The organism is Streptomyces tritici (assembly GCF_048500665.1).
Classification (GTDB): domain Bacteria; phylum Actinomycetota; class Actinomycetes; order Streptomycetales; family Streptomycetaceae; genus Streptomyces; species Streptomyces tritici.
The window spans coordinates 4,421,394-4,438,705 of the sequence record NZ_CP183183.1 but is presented as its reverse complement, the minus strand read 5'-3'; the positions used below and the strand labels follow the sequence as shown (position 1 = coordinate 4,438,705).

14 protein-coding genes are annotated in these 17,312 nt (G+C 72.0%); 13 read left to right on the top strand and 1 reads right to left on the bottom strand.

Annotated elements, in window-relative coordinates; all coding sequences use genetic code 11:
* Positions 1–4 precede the first annotated feature (4 nt).
* Both ACNJ93_RS20745 and ACNJ93_RS20740 read left to right on the top strand, forming a co-directional pair.
* A complete protein-coding gene (locus ACNJ93_RS20745; RefSeq protein ID WP_418958911.1) occupies positions 5–1,348 on the top strand; it encodes a cytochrome P450 in 1,344 nt (447 codons plus the stop codon).
* A 237-nt stretch (positions 1,349–1,585) separates the two neighbouring features.
* Positions 1,586–2,710, top strand: a complete 1,125-nt coding sequence (locus ACNJ93_RS20740; protein WP_418958910.1) for a tryptophan dimethylallyltransferase family protein — start codon at positions 1,586–1,588, stop codon at positions 2,708–2,710.
* A gap of 78 nt (positions 2,711–2,788) precedes the next feature.
* Here the strand turns inward: ACNJ93_RS20740 and ACNJ93_RS20735 are convergent, their stop codons facing one another.
* The gene (locus ACNJ93_RS20735; RefSeq protein WP_418958909.1) at positions 2,789–4,090 is read right to left on the bottom strand and encodes a flavin-containing monooxygenase; all 1,302 of its coding nucleotides are present in this window, start codon (positions 4,088–4,090) and stop codon (positions 2,789–2,791) included.
* Between the two features lie 643 nt (positions 4,091–4,733).
* On the opposite strand from ACNJ93_RS20735, the gene ACNJ93_RS20730 reads away from it, so the two are divergent.
* From ACNJ93_RS20730 to ACNJ93_RS20680, 11 genes are all read left to right on the top strand, one after another.
* Positions 4,734–5,978, top strand: a complete 1,245-nt coding sequence (locus ACNJ93_RS20730; protein ID WP_418958908.1) for an ATP-grasp domain-containing protein — start codon at positions 4,734–4,736, stop codon at positions 5,976–5,978.
* A 21-nt stretch (positions 5,979–5,999) separates the two neighbouring features.
* Positions 6,000–7,061 (top strand): LLM class flavin-dependent oxidoreductase, encoded by a 1,062-nt coding sequence (locus ACNJ93_RS20725; RefSeq protein WP_418958907.1) that lies wholly within the window; start codon positions 6,000–6,002, stop codon positions 7,059–7,061.
* Positions 7,058–8,305 (top strand): ATP-grasp domain-containing protein, encoded by a 1,248-nt coding sequence (locus ACNJ93_RS20720; RefSeq protein ID WP_418958906.1) that lies wholly within the window; start codon positions 7,058–7,060, stop codon positions 8,303–8,305. The genes ACNJ93_RS20725 and ACNJ93_RS20720 overlap by 4 nt, the downstream gene beginning before the upstream one ends.
* Positions 8,306–8,310: 5 nt before the next feature.
* Positions 8,311–9,558, top strand: a complete 1,248-nt coding sequence (locus tag ACNJ93_RS20715; RefSeq protein WP_418958905.1) for an ATP-grasp domain-containing protein — start codon at positions 8,311–8,313, stop codon at positions 9,556–9,558.
* 8 nt (positions 9,559–9,566) lie between these two features.
* A complete protein-coding gene (locus ACNJ93_RS20710) occupies positions 9,567–10,823 on the top strand; it encodes an MFS transporter (protein WP_418958904.1) in 1,257 nt (418 codons plus the stop codon).
* Between the two features lie 14 nt (positions 10,824–10,837).
* A complete protein-coding gene (locus ACNJ93_RS20705) occupies positions 10,838–11,350 on the top strand; it encodes a flavin reductase family protein (protein WP_418958903.1) in 513 nt (170 codons plus the stop codon).
* Between the two features lie 82 nt (positions 11,351–11,432).
* A complete protein-coding gene (gene hppD / locus ACNJ93_RS20700) occupies positions 11,433–12,497 on the top strand; it encodes a 4-hydroxyphenylpyruvate dioxygenase (RefSeq protein WP_418958902.1) in 1,065 nt (354 codons plus the stop codon).
* 268 nt (positions 12,498–12,765) lie between these two features.
* Positions 12,766–13,686: a phytanoyl-CoA dioxygenase family protein gene (locus ACNJ93_RS20695; protein WP_418958901.1), complete on the top strand. Its 921-nt coding sequence runs from the start codon at positions 12,766–12,768 to the stop codon at positions 13,684–13,686.
* A complete protein-coding gene (locus tag ACNJ93_RS20690) occupies positions 13,686–14,606 on the top strand; it encodes a prephenate dehydrogenase (protein WP_418958900.1) in 921 nt (306 codons plus the stop codon). Before ACNJ93_RS20695 ends, ACNJ93_RS20690 begins: the two co-directional genes overlap by 1 nt.
* A gap of 1 nt (position 14,607) precedes the next feature.
* Positions 14,608–15,927, top strand: coding sequence for a PLP-dependent aminotransferase family protein (locus ACNJ93_RS20685; RefSeq protein WP_418958899.1), 1,320 nt, complete (start codon positions 14,608–14,610; stop codon positions 15,925–15,927).
* 236 nt (positions 15,928–16,163) lie between these two features.
* Positions 16,164–17,261 carry an alpha-hydroxy acid oxidase gene (locus ACNJ93_RS20680; protein ID WP_418958898.1) on the top strand — a complete coding sequence of 366 codons (1,098 nt, stop codon included), beginning with the start codon at positions 16,164–16,166 and terminating at the stop codon, positions 17,259–17,261.
* Positions 17,262–17,312 lie beyond the last annotated feature (51 nt).

The window sequence follows — 17,312 nt, the reverse complement described above, 5'->3', positions numbered from 1 at the left end:
AGACATGGACGCACACACCCCCGCTCCGGTGCCCCCGCCCGGATGTCCCGCCCACGCCCTGGGCGGCCGCGTTCCGCTGTACGGCCCGGAGTTCGCGGCCGATCCGCAGGCGTACTACGCGTACCTGCGCCACTACGGACCCACCGCGCCCGTGGAGCTCGCGCCCGGCGTCGAGGCGACCCTCGTCACCGACTACCCGACGGCGCTCCAGCTGCTCCACGACAACGGCTCCTTCCGCAAGGACGCGCGCCGCTGGCGCGCCTTCCAGGAGGGCCTGGTCCCGCCGGACAGCCCGGTCGCCCCCCTGCTCGCGTACCGCCCCAACGCCATGTTCAGCGACGGGGCCGAGCACGCTCGGCTGCGCCAGGCCATCACCGACAGCATGGCCCGGATCGACACGACCCGGCTCAGCCGGCGCACCGAGCAGATCTCGGACTACCTGATCTCCCAGTTCGGCACCCGCGGTTCGGCCGACCTGCTCGGCGACTACGCCAAGCAGCTGCCGCTGTTCGTCTTCAACCAGCTCTTCGGCTGCCCGGCCGACATCGGCGACCGGGTCTGCTTCGGCATCAACGGCATGTTCGAGGGCGTGAACGCCGAGAAGGCGGCAGAGGTGCTGTACACGGCCGTCGGCGAGCTGGTGGTCCTGAAGCGGAACAACCCCGGCGACGACGTCACCTCCTGGCTGATGCAGCACGAAGTCCGGCTGACCGACCAGGAGATGGTCCACCAGCTCGCGCTGATGCTGGCCGCCGGCGCGGAGCCGCTGCGCAACCTCATCGGCAACACCCTGCACCGTCTGCTCACCCACGACGCGTACGCGCACCGGGGCGGGCTGATCGACGAGGCCCTGGACGACACGCTGTGGGAGAACCCCCCGATCGCCAACCTCGCGCCCCACTACCCGGCCGCCGACATGGAGTTCGCCGGGCAGAAGCTGCAGGCCGGCGACCTCGTCCTGATCAGCTTCGCGGCCGCCAACTCCGACCCGTCGCTGGCCGCCTCCCGCCGGTCCGGAAGCAACCGGGCCCACCTCGCCTGGAGCGCGGGGCCGCACGGCTGCCCGTCGAAGGACCCGGCGCGCCAGATCACGGTCACCGCCGTCGAGAACCTGCTCAACCGGCTGCCCGATGTCGAACTCGCCGTGCCCGAGGACAGCCTCTCGTGGCGCCCCGGCCCGTTCAGCCGTGGCCTGATATCGCTGCCGACCCGGTTCACCCCCACCACCGTGCAGCTGCGCCCCTCGGCGCGGGACGAGGCGGCGTCCCGGACCGAACAGCCCGCCGCGCCCCGCCCGTCCGAGCGCGCCGGCGTGTGGAGCTCGTTCCTCAGCTGGCTCAAGAAGTGAGCCACGCAACAGAGTTGACGCTCCTTCCCGGGCATGGCCGCCTGGCCTGACGGGTAGTGAGGCACGCGGTATGAGCCATTCCGCGTTACTCACGAGACCGAGGAGGTGTGTCGCGTTGGACCACATACCCATCGACGAGGCCCCCGCACAGCGCCCCGCTCCCGCAGCACCCACGGATACCCGCCCCACAACGGGCGGGTATCCGTCTGTCTGCACCGGCCGGCCCGGGGAGGGCCGGTGACCGCACCCCGGCGCCTCTCACCCGTCAGACCGGCCCCCACCCTCGGGGCCCACACCGCGGGCCAGCTGCTGCGGCTCTGCGAGACCGCGGGCCTGGGCGAGCACGAGGCCGCGAACCACGCGCGGACCCTGATCGCGGCGCTCGGCCCGGTGGCGGACCGGCCGCTGGACCTGCCCCCGGCCGACCGGTCCTTCCTCTCCGACGACCACACGCCCGTCGAGTTCTCGCTGTCCTTCGAAGGCAGCGCCCCGCCCACCCTGCGGCTGCTGCTCGAACCCGGCTGCGGCACCGGCGGCCTCGCGCGCAGCGGCCGCATCGGCCTGGAGGCCGTCCGCGCGATGGGCCGGCACTGGGGCTTCGGCACCGAGCGGCTCGACGAGCTGGAGGACCTGTTCCTCCCGGCCTCCCCCCAGGGCCCGTTCGCGCTGTGGTGCGCGCTGGAACTGCGGGCCGGCGCGGCTCCGAAGGTCAAGGTGTACCTGAACCCCGCCGCCAACGGGGCGGAACGTTCCGCCGCGACCGTCCGCGAGGCGCTGCGCCGGCTCGGCCACCGGCGCGCGTTCGACGCGCTGCCGCCCGGCGACCGGCACCTGTTCTTCGCCCTGGACCTCGGCGCCTGGGAGACCCCCCGGCTGAAGGTCTACCTGGCCCACCACGGGCTCACGGCCGCGCAGGCCGCGGGGCTGTCCCGCACACCCGGCGGCCTCGACCCCACGCTGGTACGGGACTTCTTCCGCACCACCACCGGCCGGGCGGCCGGGGGTGCGCGCGGGCCGCGCCCGTTCCAGTCCTGTCACGCCTTCACCGAGACGGAGAGCGGCCGGCCCAGCGGCTTCACCCTCTACGTCCCGGTCCGGGAGCACGCGGCGCACGACCGGGAGGCGCTCGACCGGGCGCTGACCGTCCTCGACGCCCTCGGCGCCGACCCCACCCCTCTCCTGAGGTCGCTGCCCGCCGTCACCTCCCGCCGCCTCGAGGACGGGGTCGGGCTCATCGCCTACCTGGGGCTCGCGCACCAGGAGGGCAGGCCGCCGCGGGTGACCGCGTACCTGTCCTCGGAGGCGTACGAGGTCAGACCCCCGCGCAGGGCACGGCACCGGCAGGCCGTGCCGGTGCACTGAGGCGCCGGACCACCGTGGAAGCGAAGCTCCCGGGCCGCCCGCCGGGAGCTTCGGCCGCCGAAACCTCGGGGGTCGTCCTCAGACGCTTTGGAGCAGCTCCTTCAGCTCCTTCAGGTACGAGCCGACGTCCACCTGCACGGAGGTGCCGCGGCTGCTGCCGTAGCGCTCGGCGATGCCGGCCAGGTACCCGGTGATCTCCTCCCGCATCTCGTCCCGCGAGGGGAGCCGCGCGTGTCCGGCCACGAGGTCCGCGACCCAGCGGGCCTGCGCCTCCACCAGGCGCGTGATCGAGCCCACGGGGCGGATGAGGCCGACGAAGTACAGCCCGGGCCGGTCGGCCGGGACGACCCGCTTGTACAGCTCGACCCTGCCGTCCGCGCCGACCGGGCACTTGTCCGGCAGGAAGGGGAAGTCCATCCGGAAGCCGGTGCAGTAGACGACGGCGTCGGCCCGGGCGGAGGTCCCGTCGGAGAAGACGACGCGGTCGCCCTCGAAGGAGCCGATGGCCGGCTTCGGGGTGACGGCGCCGTGGCGGATCCGGCTGAGGATCTCGTCGGAGATGGTCACGGCCGAGGAGAAGATCGCGTGGTCGGGCTCGGGCAGCCCGTAGTCCGAGAGCCGGCCGCGCGCCACGAGCAGCGCCTGCTCCACGAAGCGGCGCTGTTCGGCGAAGGACATGCGGGTGAACCAGGGCGCCTCGGCGATGAGGTCGACCGAGATGCCGAAGAGCTGCTTCGGCACGATGTGCAGACCGCGGCGGACGGAGAGCAGGGTCCGCTCCGCGTGCCGCGAGAGGTCCACGGCGATGTCCGCTCCGGACGCGCCCATGCCGACCACGACAACCCGCTGCCCGGCGAACTCGCGGCCGTGGCGGTAGTCCATGGAATGCAGAATCCTTCCCTCGAAGGACTCGGCCCCGGCGGGCAGCGGATCGGGCAGCGCGGGCACGGAGTGGTGTCCGGAGGCGACGACGACCCGGTCGAAGGCCCGCTCGCGGACGGCGCCCTCCGCGTCGCGGCTGCCGACGGTCCACCGGCCGTCCGCGTCCTGGCGCACGGAGAGCACCTCGGTGCCGCACTCGACGCGGGACCGCAGCCCCGCCCAGTCGGCGAACGACCGCAGGTAGGCCGCGACATCGGCGTGCCCGGGGTAGAGGGGCAGCTCGTCGGACATGGGGAAGTCCGCGTAACCGGTGAGCTGCCGCGCGCTGTTCAGGTGCAGCGCCTCGTACGCCGGCCCCCGCTCACCCGCTTCCGGTTGCCGCCAGATGCCGCCGACGTCCGGGGCCTTCTCCAGGCATACGAACTCGACACCGCGCAGGTTCAGAGCATGTGCCGCCGCCAGTCCGGACAGCCCCGCACCGATCACACACACGCTCACGCTTTCCCCCACAGGACAGACACGCTCCATTCCGCTTCTGGACGCCCTGTGACTTCCCAACCGCCCCGGCGCTCACACCGGCAACAGCGGTGCCGAGGCGCGCATCACACCGCCCCCCGGCGCGGCACCGCCCCGGGGGGCGGTGGACGACCCGCGGGATGGCGAGGAACCGGCACGCACAATTCGACGGATTCAGGCATTGCGGAAAGATGCGCGACGTGCTCCATTCACCGGCCTTACGGGCGGCGGACGGGAATGGCTCACTCCGGCCACTCCGCGTACTTCGAGACACGCGGAGCAAACCGGGTGAACCGCTCGCCATGCCTGATCAGGGACGGCGTCGACGGATCGACACACGGAATCTGTTGACCCTGCGGCGCGCCAACCATTAGTGTCTTGGCGATCACACGGGAAATTTGTCGACATGAAACGGCACGGGGGAGCCGGATTGTTGATTCTTTCGTCGTCCTGGGGTTAGCAGCGCAAAAGCCCGACTGGGTGGGCACGCGCACAATCCCATGACTTTCTCCTCATCACTCGCGCTCACGTCCGGTGGCGAATATCGCCATGCCCGGACACGGCTGCGAGTGCTCTCCATGCGAACTTTCGCAGCACTTCAGAGCCAGGTATCGAGGGAACTTCTGTGTCTTATCGCGTCTTAGTCGTTCAGCCCGCGTTCTCCGCGAACGCCTATGTCGCTCATGCCCGTTCTCTCGGCTGGGACGTCGTGGTCGCCTCCCTCGAGGACGAGGGCCGCCGAGTCGCCGACGTCGTACGCGAACTCGCCACCGAGATCATCACCGTCGACACCAACGACAACACGGCCCTCGAAGCGGCCGTCGTCGAAGCCCACCGCCGCCACCCCATCCACGCCGTGGTCGCCGGCGGCGAGTACTACGTCCCGGCCGCCGCGCTGCTCTCCGCCCGGCTGGGACTGCCCGGCCTGAACCCCGCCGCCGTCGACAAAGTCCGGCACAAGGCGCGGATGCGCGAGGCGGTGGCGGAGGCCGGACTCGAGGTCCCGAGGTTCACCGTCGTCCGCGACCCCGCGGACCTCGACGACGCCTGCGCGTACGTGCGGTTCCCCGCCGTGATCAAGCCCGTCGACTCCGGCGGCAGCGTCCACGTCTCCCGGGTCGACTCCGTGGCCGAGGCGCGCGCGGCGATGGACGCGATGCACGCCGAGGAAGGGCTCGAGTTCGACCGCCCCCTGACCACCGACGCGATCCTCGAGCAGTACGTGCCGGGCACGGAGTACAGCGCCGACGGCTACGTCCACGACGGAAAAGCCGTCGTCGTGGCCGTGACGCGCAAGCTCCTCGGCCCCGAGCCGCGCTTCCTGGAACTGGGCCACCTCACCCCCGCGCCGCTCGACGAGGCCACCCGCGAGGACATCACCGCGTACGCCCTGCGGGTCGTCGAGGCCGTGGGCATCACGACGGGCCCCTTCCACTGCGAGCTGCGGCTCAGCGAGGGCCGGCCGGTCCTCATGGAGATCGCCGCCCGGCTGCCCGGCGACAAGATCACCGAACTCATGGAGCTGGCCACCGGCCTGGTGCTCCCCGGCCGGGTCCTCGCGGACATCACCGGCGCCGACCCGGTGGCCGCCCAGGCCCACCGCGAGCCCGTCGCCAAGGCCGCCGGCATCCGCTTCCTGACCGCCAGCGGAGCCGGCTCGTACGCGCGGCTCGACGGCTGGGACGAGCTCACGGCCGAGCCGTGGGTGCTCGCGGGGCACGTCCTCGTGCAGCCGGGCGCCGGGATCAAGACCGACGAGGCGGACTACAGCTGCCGGATCGCCGCCGTCGTCTTCACGGCGGACTCCCCCGAAGAGGCCCACGAACGCTGGTCCCAGATCGGTGACCGCGTACGCGTGCTCGGCGCCTGAAAGAGAAGGGAAAACCACACGATGGATGCTCCTCTGCGCCTTCACTGGTGTTCGCCCCCCGACACGGGCCAGGCGACGCCGACGGACACCTACAAAATCGGCAAGCTCGACATGGGCGAGGTCCGCGACTTCGTCCAGGAGGCCGAAGAACTCGGCGTCGACAGCCTGCTGTTCGGCATATCCAACTATCTGCCCGATCCGCTCCCGGTGCTCGGCGCCCTCTCCCAGGTGACGGACCGCGTCAAGTTCATGCTGGCCTACCGGCCCGGACTGATGTCGCCGACGCTTTTCGCGCAGGTCGTCAACACGCTTTCCTGGATGACCGACGGGCGTATTTCGCTCAATATCGTCTCCGGAATCTCCCCCGCGGAGCAGGCTGGCTACGGCGATTTCCTCAGCCACGACGAGCGCTATGCGCGCTGCAACGAATTCCTGGAGATCATCCGCGGTCTCTGGGAGGGCGAATCCCCGTTCAGCTACGACGGGCAGCACTACACGCTCAAGGACGCCTCGCTCGGTCTCGGCCACAAGGGCGGCGGCCGGCCCGAGATCTACATCAGCGGCGCCTCCGCCGTCGCCCAGCAGACGGCGCTCGCCTCCGGCGACTGCTGGCTGCGCTACGGGGACACCCCCGAGGGCATCGCCAAGGCGAGCAAGCCGCTCATCGACGGCGGCTGCCGCGTCGGCACCCGCATGCACGTCCTGTCCCGGCCCACCCGCGAAGAGGCCATCGCCGAACTCGCGAACCTCATGAAGAACCCGGACGAGGACCACACCGCCTGGATCCGGCAGTGGGTGAACACCACCGACTCCGAGGCCGTGAAGTCCTCCTACAAGCTGGCCGACGAGGCCGCCGACGAATGGCTCTCGCCGTACATCTGGACCGGCGCCGTCGCCTACCGCGGCGGACCGGCCCTGTGCATCGTCGGCAGCCACGAGGAGGTGGCCACGTACATCCACAGCTACAAGGCCGCCGGCATCAGCGAGTTCATCTTCTCGGGCTGGCCCACCCGGGACGAGATGCGGAACTTCTTCACGAACGTCGCCCCCCTGATCCGCCGGCTCGAGGAGCAGGAGTCATGAGCGAGGCGAACGACACGACCGGGAACGCGGCCGACGCCGGGGAACTCCTCCTCGTCGGGGTCGGCTTCATGGGCCGCCCGTACGTGGCGGCCGCCAAGCGGCTCGGCCTGCGGGTGCGCGCCGTCGAGGCGCACGACTGGGCCCACATGTGCGAGGACCTGGTCGACGAGGTCGAGCCGAGCTGGGGCAAGTACGGCGCCCTCGACGAGCTGTGGGCCGAGACCGTGCACGCCGCCGCCGAGAAGCGGCGGCCGACCGGGATCTTCGGGTTCACCGAGTCGCACGTGCTCGGCGCCGCCATGGCGCAGGACCGGTTCGGGCTGCCCGGGCCGTCCCTCCAGGCGGCCGTGATCTCCCGCAACAAGGCGCTGCAGCGCGGCCGTTTCCGCGCCCACGGCGTCGGCCAGCCGGAGTACCTGCTCACCGACGACCTGGCGTCCGCCGCACCGTGGGCCGCCGAGCGGCTGCCCGTCGTGCTGAAGCCGCTGTCGTCGGCCGGCAGCGACGGCGTGGAGCTCGTCCCCGACGCCGCCGCCTTCGAGCGCGCCGCCGTGCGCCGGGCCGCCGAGCGGCCGATCCTCGTGGAGCAGGCGGTCGAGGGCCCCGAGTACAGCTGGGAGGCCCTGGTCCGGGACGGCGAGGTCTGGTTCGCCAACGTCACCGCGAAGACCACCACGGGCGCCCCGCACTTCGTCGAGCTGGAGCACCGCGCCGCGGCGCCCCTGTCGCCGGAGGACTCCGAGCGGGTCGCCGCGCTCGGCCGGTCCGTCCTCGACGCGATCGGGATGCGCACCGGCATCGTCCACCTGGAGTTCCGGCTGACGAGCGAGGGCCCCGCCGTGATGGAGGTCGCGGTGCGCACGCCCGGCGACTACCTCATGGAGCTCTGCTCGCTGACGTACGGGATCGACTGGTTCGAGATGGTGGTGCGGCTCGCCGTCGGCGCCGAGCTGCCGGCCCCGCCCCAGGGCCCGGTCAAGCACGCGGCCAGCCTGTTCGTGGTCTCCGACCCGGGCGAGGTCGTCGCCCTGGAGGGGCTCGACGAGGTCCTCGCCCACCCGGCCGTCGAGACCGCGGCGTTCCGGGTCTCCGTCGGCGACACCGTCGGACGCACCTCCTCGTCCCTGCAGCGGACCGCGTACGCGGTGCTCGCGGCGGACACGGCGGAGGAACTGGAAGAAGCCATCGCGTTCACCCGGCGGACCCTTTCGATCAAGACGGTTCCCACGGGGACTGAGGAGTGACCCCCTTGCACATCGTCGTCGTCAATCGCTGGCCCAGGTTCCCGGACGACGGGCGGCGCTGGGACTTCTCCCTCGGCCGCTTCGAGGAGTTCGTCGACCACGAGCGGCACCGCGTCAGCTACGTGGTGGACGCCGTCGGCGCCACCGGCGTCCTCGCGGACCCCGAGCGGATCGCCGGCCTCGTCGAAGTCCCGGACGTCAACGACTTCGAGGCGCTCAGCACCGCGGTGCGCAAGCTCGCCGACGAGGTCGGCCCCGTCGACCGGCTCATCGCCGTCTCCGAGTTCACGCTCGGCATCGCCGCCGAGGTCCGCGAGGCCCTCGGCATCCCCGGCCCGCGCCCCGCGGAGGTCGCGGTCTACCGCAACAAGGTGCGGATGAAGGAGCTGATCGCCGAGGCCGGCATCCGCGCGCCGCGCTTCACCTCCTGCGACAGCACCGAGGCGGCGCTCGACTTCGCCCGGACGACCGGCTACCCGCTGATCCTCAAGCCGGTCGCGGGCGCGGCGAGCATGGGGGTGCACCGCGTCGACGACGAGGCCGCGCTGACGGCCCTCCTGGAGGGGGCCGACACCGCCGGCCTCGAACTGGAGGAGTTCGTCGAGGGGCCGATCTACCACGTGGACGGCTTCGCCGACGAGCAGGGCGGCATCCCGTTCATGGCGGTCTCGCGCTACATCAACGACTGCCTGTCGTACGAGGCCGGCGGGCAGCCGCTCGGCTCGGTCGTCGTGCAGGCGTCGCCGCTGCGCGCCCGCATGGAGGAGTTCGCCCGCCGTTGCGTGGCGGCCCTGGGCATGACGTCCATGCCGTTCCACCTGGAGCTGTTCCTCACACCGGACGACGAGCTGGTGTTCCTGGAGATCGCCGGCCGCATCGGCGGCGCCGAGGTCCCGTACCTCACCGAGAAGCTCTTCGGCGTCAACCTGTTCCAGCCCTGGCTGGAGGCGCTCTGCGAGGGCCGGGCGACGCTGCCGGCGCAGGCCGGCGACCCCTCGGGCGGCTGGCTGATCATCCCCAAGCCGTCCGGCCTGCCGGCGAAGGTCGTCTCGTCGACGCCCATGAGCGGGAAGCTGCCCACGGTCTGGAAGGAACTGGTGCCGGAGCCGGGCGAGATCCTGCAGCCGGGCGGCAGCTACGACGCCCTCCACAGCGGGCGGTTCATCCTCGTCGGCGACGAGGCGGCCGTGGAGGCGGACATCCGCAGGATCATCGCGGAGTTCCGCATCGAGACCGTCCCGGTGTCCGAGTGACGGCCCCCGTGACTGAAGGAACCAGCGCCTCGCAGCTGCACCGCAGGCTCTTCGCCACCGGTGTCCTGCTCGGCATCGTCGCCGAGCAGATGGTGCTCTTCGCGGTGCCGCTGCTCATCTTCCAGGACACCGACGAGGTGGCCTCGCTCGGCCTGGCCTACGCCGTCGAATGGCTGCCGGCGCTGCTGGCGTACCCGTTCGCGGGGCTCCTCGCCGACCGGGACGGCGGCGCGCGGCTGTTCTCCCTGGTGACCTCCGGCCGGGGCGTCGTCCTCGGCGCCGCGCTCGTCGGCTGTCTGGCGGCCCCCGAGCTGCTCACCCCGATCCTCATGGCGACGGGCGCGCTGCTCTCGCTGCTGATGGCGCCGGTGCGGATGTCCGTCGAGAAGGTGGTGCCGCAGCTCGCCAAGGGCACGGAGCTGCCGAAGGTCCAGGGCCTGGTGCAGAGCATGGAGGTGTCGGCGATGGCCGTCGGCCCCGCGCTCGCCATGCTGGGCGTGGCCTTCATCGACAAGGTCTGGCTGCTCGGCGGCGCCGCGGCGATCTTCCTCGCGGCCGCGGCCTGCTGGCTGCCGCTGCCCCGCGGGGTGCGGACGCCCAGCGAGGGCGGCGCGAAGGAGATCCTCGCCGAGCTCCGGCTCGGCTGGTCGCTCCTGATCGGCAGCCGGCCGCTGGTCCTGCTGGCCTCGGTCAACTTCTCGATCAACTTCGTCTTCGCCACCGTGCTCGCCGCCAACGCGGCGCTGGTCACCGGGGTGTTCAAGGCCCCCGAGTCGTCGTTCGCGCTGCTCAACATCTGCGTCGGCGTCCTCGGGATCGTCAACCTCCTGGCCATCCCGTTCGTCCTCAAGCACGTCGAGGTACGGGTGCTCGGGGTCTTCGGCCTCGCGCTGCTGTGCGGCTGCCTGCTGCTCATCGGCGTCGCCCCGTCCATGGCGGTGTACGCCCCGGCGTTCGTCGCCGCGATGGTCGGCGTGACGTACTTCAACGTGTTCAACCGGACCCAGCGGATCAAGGTCCTGCCGGAGGAGCACCTGGGCAAGGTGATGGGGCCGTTCTACCTGCTCAACATGCTGGCCCTGCCCTTCGCCGGCCTGCTCGTGGCCGGCTCCGGCTCCCAGCTGGGCCCGCAACGGCTCGTCCTCGTCCTCGCGGCGGCGCTCACCGTGTTCGGCGCGATCATGCTGCCGCTCACGATCCGCGCCTTCGGCCGCGCCATCGCCGCACGGGAGAAGACTCTCGTCGGCACGAACGCAGAACAGTGAGGAACGTGATGGACGTGGGTTCTGCACGTTTCAGCGAACTCTTCGGCTCGTTCCCGACCCCGATCGCGATCGTCACGGCCGTCGACGCGGACGGCACCCCGTACGGATTCACCAGCAACGCGTTCTGCTCCGTCTCCGCGGCGCAGCCGTCCCTGCTGATCTCCGTGGGGAAGAGCTCCCGGACCCTGCCGGCGATCCTGTCCTCGCAGGCCTTCGCGGTGAACTTCCTCTCCGCGGCCGGACGGGCCGCCTCCCAGGTGTTCGCCAGCAAGGCCACGGACAAGTTCGCGCAGGTGGAGTGGCGTCCCTCGGCTCTCGCTGAGGGCGCCCCGCTGCTCGTCGACATCGCCCTGGGCTACGCGGAGTGCCGCGTGGACAAGGCCGTCGAGGTCGGCGACCACTGGCTGTTCGTCGCCCGGGTGGAAGGCACCGCCGTCTTCCCCCGCGAGCCGCTGCTCTACCGCCGGGGCGACTACGGCGTCTGGTCGCCGAGGAACGTCGACCTGGAAGAACTGTCGGCCCTGTGACCAGCGGCCGGCCCTCGCACCACCCTCATGTGACGCACCGTCACTTACTTGCTCGTCGATCAGTCACAGAGAAAGGCTACGCATGGACATCGGCGCCGTAGATCACGTCGAGTTCTACGTCGGGGACGCCCAGCAGTCCGCGTTCTACCTCTGCACCGCCTTCGGCTTCCGCGTCTGCGGCGAGGCCGGCCCGGAGACCGGGCAGCCCGACCACCGCTCGCTGCTGCTCCGCCAGGGCGGCGTCGAGCTCGTCCTGACCTCCGCCCTGAGCCCCACCCACCCCGCCGCCGCGTACGTGACGCAGCACGGCGACGGCGTGGCCAACATCGCCTTCGAGGTCGACGACGCCGCCAAGGCGTTCGAGACCGCGGTGGAGCGGGGCGCCACCCCGGTCGAGCCGCCCGCCGTGCACAGCAAGGACGGCACCGAGGTGGTGACCGCCTCGGTCCTGGGCTTCGGGGACGTGGCGCACCGGTTCGTCCAGCGCTCCGGGGACCGCGAGCAGTTCCTGCCCGGCGTGATGGACATCTTCGCGCCGGACCCGGACGAGGGCGAGCACCTGCTGAAGACCGTGGACCACGCGGCGATCTGCCTGCCCGCCGGTCAGCTGCGCCCGACGGTCGCCTTCTACGAGGAGGTGTTCGGCTTCTCGCAGATCTTCGAGGAGTTCATCGAGGTCGGCAGCCAGGCCATGGACTCCAAGGTGGTCCAGAGCCCGTCCGGCCAGGTGACGTTCACCCTGATCGAGCCGGTCACCGACCGGGATCCGGGCCAGATCGACGGCTTCCTGGCCCGCCACGGCGGCGCCGGCGTGCAGCACCTCGCGCTGCTGTGCGACGACATCGTGGGCACGGTCGGGACGCTGGAGAACCGGGGCGTCAAGTTCCTGCAGACCCCGGGCTCGTACTACGACCAGCTGCAGGAGCGCTTCGCGCGGCCGAACCTCCAGATCGAGGACCTGCGCCGGACGAACGTGCTGATCGACGAGGACCACTGGGGCCAGGTGTTCCAGATCTTCACCCAGTCCCAGCACGTGCGGAAGACCTTCTTCTGGGAGGTCATCGACCGGCACGGCGCGCGGACCTTCGGCAGCGGCAACATCAAGGCGCTGTACGAGGCCGTCGCCCGCGAGAAGGCCACCTCCTGAGGCAGGCCCCGCGCACCGCGCGCCCGTCGCGCGCTTCCGGCGCCGCAGCGTGCGTCCTCCCGGTGCCGTGACGCGCTCCGCGCGTCCCTGACGAGGGCCGCCGCGCCCTCCGCCCGGCGCTCCGCCGCACCCCCGCCCGCGGCTCCACGGGCCCCCGACCAGGGCCTCTCCGTCCACGATCCGGTTTCCGCCGGCGACCCGTACCCGCCGAACGGCGGTGCTTGTCGCGTACATGTCACACACCTGTCACGTACCCGTAAGGAACACCATGACCGTCCAGGACTCCCGCACCACCTTCACCCTCACCGACGAGGAGCGGGCCCTCCTCCCCACCGACGAGGACGTCGCCTTCTACGCCGAGCACGGCTGGTACCTCTCCCAGAAGCTGTTCACCGACGAGGAGGTCGAGCAGCTCGAGGCCGCCAGCGAGCGCTTCTACGCCGGCCACCGCGACCGCACCCTGCCGGTCCGGCCGCCGAAGCTCGCGTACTGGGAGCCGGAGCACGGCCCCGTCCAGCGGCACAACGACTACATCCACTACGAGGACGACACCATCGGCCGCATCCTGCGCAAGCCGCTCCTCGGCGCGGTGGCGGCGCGGCTCGCGCAGGCCGAGCAGATACGGGTCTTCCAGTCGACCCTCATCTACAAGCCCCCGGTGGCGCAGGAGCAGTCGAACATCGTGCCCTGGCACTTCGACCGGCACTACTGGGCCACGTCGACCTCCGAGCGGATGCTGACCGCCTTCATCCCCTTCCACGACTGCGGCGAGGAGATGGGCACCATCACGATGGTCGACGGCAGCCACCGCTGGAAGGAGATCGCCACCAACGACGCCACCTCCCTCCACTTCGCCGAGCGCGACCGCTCCGAACTGGACCGGATGCTGGAGGAGAACGCGGCCTACAACGGCGTCGAGGTCAAGAAGATCCCGGTCTTCATCCCGAAGGGCCACGTCAACTTCCACCACTGCCGGACCTACCACGGCAGCGGCGCCAACGTCAGCGACCGCCCGCGCCGGGCCATCTCCTTCCACCTCCAGGACGGCGACAACCGCTACCGCGAGTTCCGCCGCTCCGACGGCGCCCCGGTCTCGTACAACCACGACGTGCTCGTCCGGCGCACCGCCGAGGGCATCCCCGACTACAGCGACCCCGAGTTCCTGCCGCTCCTGTGGAGCGACCACTGATGCGCAGTGCCGCAGTGGTGGGGACCGGCCTGATCGGTACCTCGATCGCCCTGGCCCTCCGGGGCCGGGGCGTCACCACCTACCTGATCGACACGGACCCGGAGGCGGCCCGGACCGCCGCCGAGCTGGGCGCCGGGATCGCGGAGAGACCCCGGCAGCCGGTCGAACTCGCCGTCATCGCGGTGCCGCCGCAGTACGTGGCGGCCGCCCTGAGGGAGCATCAGCTCGCCGACCTCGCCGAGGACTTCACGGACGCGGCGAGCGTCAAGGAACTCCCCCAGCGGGAGGCGGCCCGCACCGGCTGCGACCTGACGCGCTTCGTCGGCGGGCACCCCATGGGCGGCCGGGAGCAGTCCGGGCCGCTGGCCGCGCGGGACGACCTGTTCCACGGCCGGCCCTGGGTGCTCACGCCCTCGCCCGAAAGCCGGGCGCAGACCCTCGCGCGGGCCGAGGAGCTCGCCGGGCTGTGCGGGGCCCGGCCGGTGGTGATGTGCCAGGCGGAGCACGACCGGGCCGTCGCGCTCACCTCCCACGCGCCCCACGTGGTGTCCAGCCTCCTCGCGGGGCGCCTGCTGCACGGCGAGCCGTCCCAACTGGGGCTCGCCGGACAGGGCCTGGCGGACGTCACCCGGCTCGCCGGCGGCAGCGCCGAGCTGTGGACGGACATCCTCGGCTCCAACGCGCCGGCCGTCGCCGACGTGCTCGCGGAGTTCACCCGCGACCTGCACCAGGTCGTCGACGCCCTGCGGGGCCTGGGCTCCGCCCGGGAACCGGAGCAGCGGCGCGCCCACGCGGACCGGCTCTCCACGGCGCTGGTCCGCGGCATCCAGGGCCGGGCCCGGATCCCGGCCCGCGGCACGAGCACGACCGCCGCACCGGGCCTCGGCCCGGCGCTGGCGACGGCACCGAGAGGGGTGTGAGATGACACCGACGCCACCGCCGCTGCGGCTCTCCGAGCTGCACGGCTCCCTGACCGACCCGGTCCTCGACGCGATGAACTTCCTCAACGAGGTCGTCGGCCGCTTCCCGGAGGCGATCTCCTTCGCCCCCGGCCGGCCGACCGAGGGGGACTTCGAGCCGGAGGACCTGGCCCGCCACCTGGCCACGTACACCCGGTACCTGGAGGAGGAGCGCGGCTGGTCGCGGGACCGGATCCGCACCCAGCTCTTCCAGTACGGCAGGACCAACGGGATCATCCACGAGCTGATCGCCCGCACGGTCGCCCACGACGAGGGCATCGAGGTCCCGCCGGAGGCGGTCGTGGTGACGACCGGCTGCCAGGAGGGCATGCTCCTCACCCTGCGGGCGCTGTTCGCCCGGCCCGAGGACACCCTGCTGGTCAGCTCGCCCTGCTACGTCGGCATCACCGGCGCGGCACGGCTGCTGGGCATCCGGGTGCGGCCGGTGCCGGAGGGCCCGGACGGACCGGACCCGGAGGCGGTCCGCGCCGCCGCACAGGCGGCCAGGGCGGCCGGCGAACGCCCCCGCGCGTTCTACGTGGTCCCCGACTTCGCCAACCCGACCGGCACCAGCATGACCACCGCCGACCGGGAGCGCCTGCTCGACGTGGCGGCGGCGGAGGACCTGCTGATCCTGGAGGACGACCCGTACGGCTTCTTCGTCCGGACCGGCGAGGCCCGGCCCACGCTGAAGGCCCTCGACCGCGAGCGGCGCGTGGTGCACCTGGGCTCCTTCGCCAAGACGGCGCTGCCCGGGGCGCGCGTGGGGTACGTCCTGGCCGATCAGGAGGTGCTCGGCGAGGACGGCAGGCGGTCCCTGCTCGCCGACGAACTGTCGAAGATCAAGAGCATGACGACGGTCAACACCTCGGCCGTCAGCCAGGCCGTGATCGGCGGGCTGCTCGTCGAGGCCGGCTGCCGGCTCCGCGAGGCGAACGCCGGGACCATCGCGTACTACCGGACGGCCATGGACACGCTGCTCGGCGAGCTGGAGCGGCACTTCCCGGCGGACCGGCGGGCCGAGCTCGGCATCTCGTGGAACCGCCCGGACGGCGGCTTCTTCGTGGTCGTCACGGTGCCGTTCGCCGCCGACCACAAGGCCCTGGAACTCTCCGCCCGCGCGTACGGCGTGCTGTGGACGCCGATGCAGGACTTCCACCTGGACGGCGGCGGCACGCACCAGCTGCGGCTGTCGTGCAGCGCGCAGACCCCGGAGCGGATCACCGAGGGCATGGCACGCCTGGCGGCCTTCGTCACGGACCAGCTCGAAGCACGGCCATGAACCGCGGGCCGAGCCCGGAACCGAGGGCACGGCCCTGAGCGGAGGGCACGGCCGTGAGCGGGGCACAGCCCTGAGCAGAGGGCACAGCCCTGAGCAGACGGCACAGCCCTGAGCAGAGGGCACCGCCCTGAGCGGGCGGGGCACCGCCCGAACCGACCGCACAACCCTGAACGACCGCACAACCCTGAACGATCGCACTGCCCTGAACGATCGCACTGCCCTGAACCGGAGGAAAAGTGGCACTGGCACTGCACGCCTACGAGGCAGCGGCCAAGGAGCGGCTGCCGGGCCCGGTGTGGGACTTCTTCGCCGGCGGCAGCGGCACCGAGTCGATGCTGACGGCCGGCCGGAAGGCCCTGGACCGCATGCAGCTGCGGCCGCGCTGCCTCGTCGACGTCTCGCACTGCGACCCGCGCACGCGGCTGCTGGGCTCGGACCTGGCCGCTCCGCTGGCCGTCGCGCCCATGGCGTACCACCGGCTCGCCCACCCGGAGGGCGAGGTCGCCACGGCGCGCGCGGCGGGCGAGGCGGGCGTGCTGCTGACGGTCAGCATGTTCGCCAGCCGCACGCTGGAGGTCATCGCCGCGGCGGCGAGCGGCCCGCTGTGGCTCCAGTTGTACTGGCTCAGGAACCGCGCGGTGATGCGGGACCTGATCCACCGCGCGGAGGCGGCGGGCTACCGGGCCCTGGTCCTGACGGTGGACGCCCCCCGCGTGGCGACCCGCCCGCGGGACGCGCGGAACGGCTGGGCGATCCCCCCGGACATCCGCGCCGTCAACCTCCCCGAGGAGACCATGTCGGCCTCCCACGGGAGCCGGGCGGGCGAATCGGCGATCGCCCGCCACTCCAGGGACCAGTTCGACTCCTCGATCACCTGGGCCGACCTGGCGTGGCTGAGGGAGACCACAAGCCTCCCCCTGGTCCTCAAGGGCGTCCTCACCGCCGAGGACGCCGAACTGGCCGTCAAACACGGCGTCTCGGCCCTGATCGTCTCCAACCACGGCGGCCGGCAACTGGACTTCGCCCGCAGCGCTCCCGAGTGTCTCACCGAGATCGTGGAGGCCGTGAAGGCCGCGGACGCAGAATGTCAGGTCGTCCTCGACGGCGCGATCCGCCACGGCGCGGACATCGCCAAGGCCCTGTGCCTCGGCGCCGACGCCGTCATGACCGGCCGCCCGGCCCTCTGGGGCCTGGCCCACTCCGGCACCGAGGGCGTCACCGCGGTCCTCCGCCACCTGATGGACGAGTTCGAGGAGGTCATGGCCCTCATGGGCGCCCCGACCCCCACGGACTTCCCCCGCACGGGGGTGACCCAGCCCACCTGCCCGCACTGACCCGGCCCCGGGGGGCGGCTGCGGCCGCCCCCCGGGCGCAGAGGCGCACAG

Coding starts and splice junctions, on each gene's coding strand:
- ACNJ93_RS20725 (WP_418958907.1), top strand. CDS start 6,000: ATGGATGCTCCTCTGCGCCTTCACTGGTGTTCGCCCCCCGACACGGGC.
- ACNJ93_RS20720 (WP_418958906.1), top strand. CDS start 7,058: ATGAGCGAGGCGAACGACACGACCGGGAACGCGGCCGACGCCGGGGAA.
- hppD (WP_418958902.1), top strand. CDS start 11,433: ATGGACATCGGCGCCGTAGATCACGTCGAGTTCTACGTCGGGGACGCC.
- ACNJ93_RS20745 (WP_418958911.1), top strand. CDS start 5: ATGGACGCACACACCCCCGCTCCGGTGCCCCCGCCCGGATGTCCCGCC.
- ACNJ93_RS20690 (WP_418958900.1), top strand. CDS start 13,686: ATGCGCAGTGCCGCAGTGGTGGGGACCGGCCTGATCGGTACCTCGATC.
- ACNJ93_RS20695 (WP_418958901.1), top strand. CDS start 12,766: ATGACCGTCCAGGACTCCCGCACCACCTTCACCCTCACCGACGAGGAG.
- ACNJ93_RS20685 (WP_418958899.1), top strand. CDS start 14,608: ATGACACCGACGCCACCGCCGCTGCGGCTCTCCGAGCTGCACGGCTCC.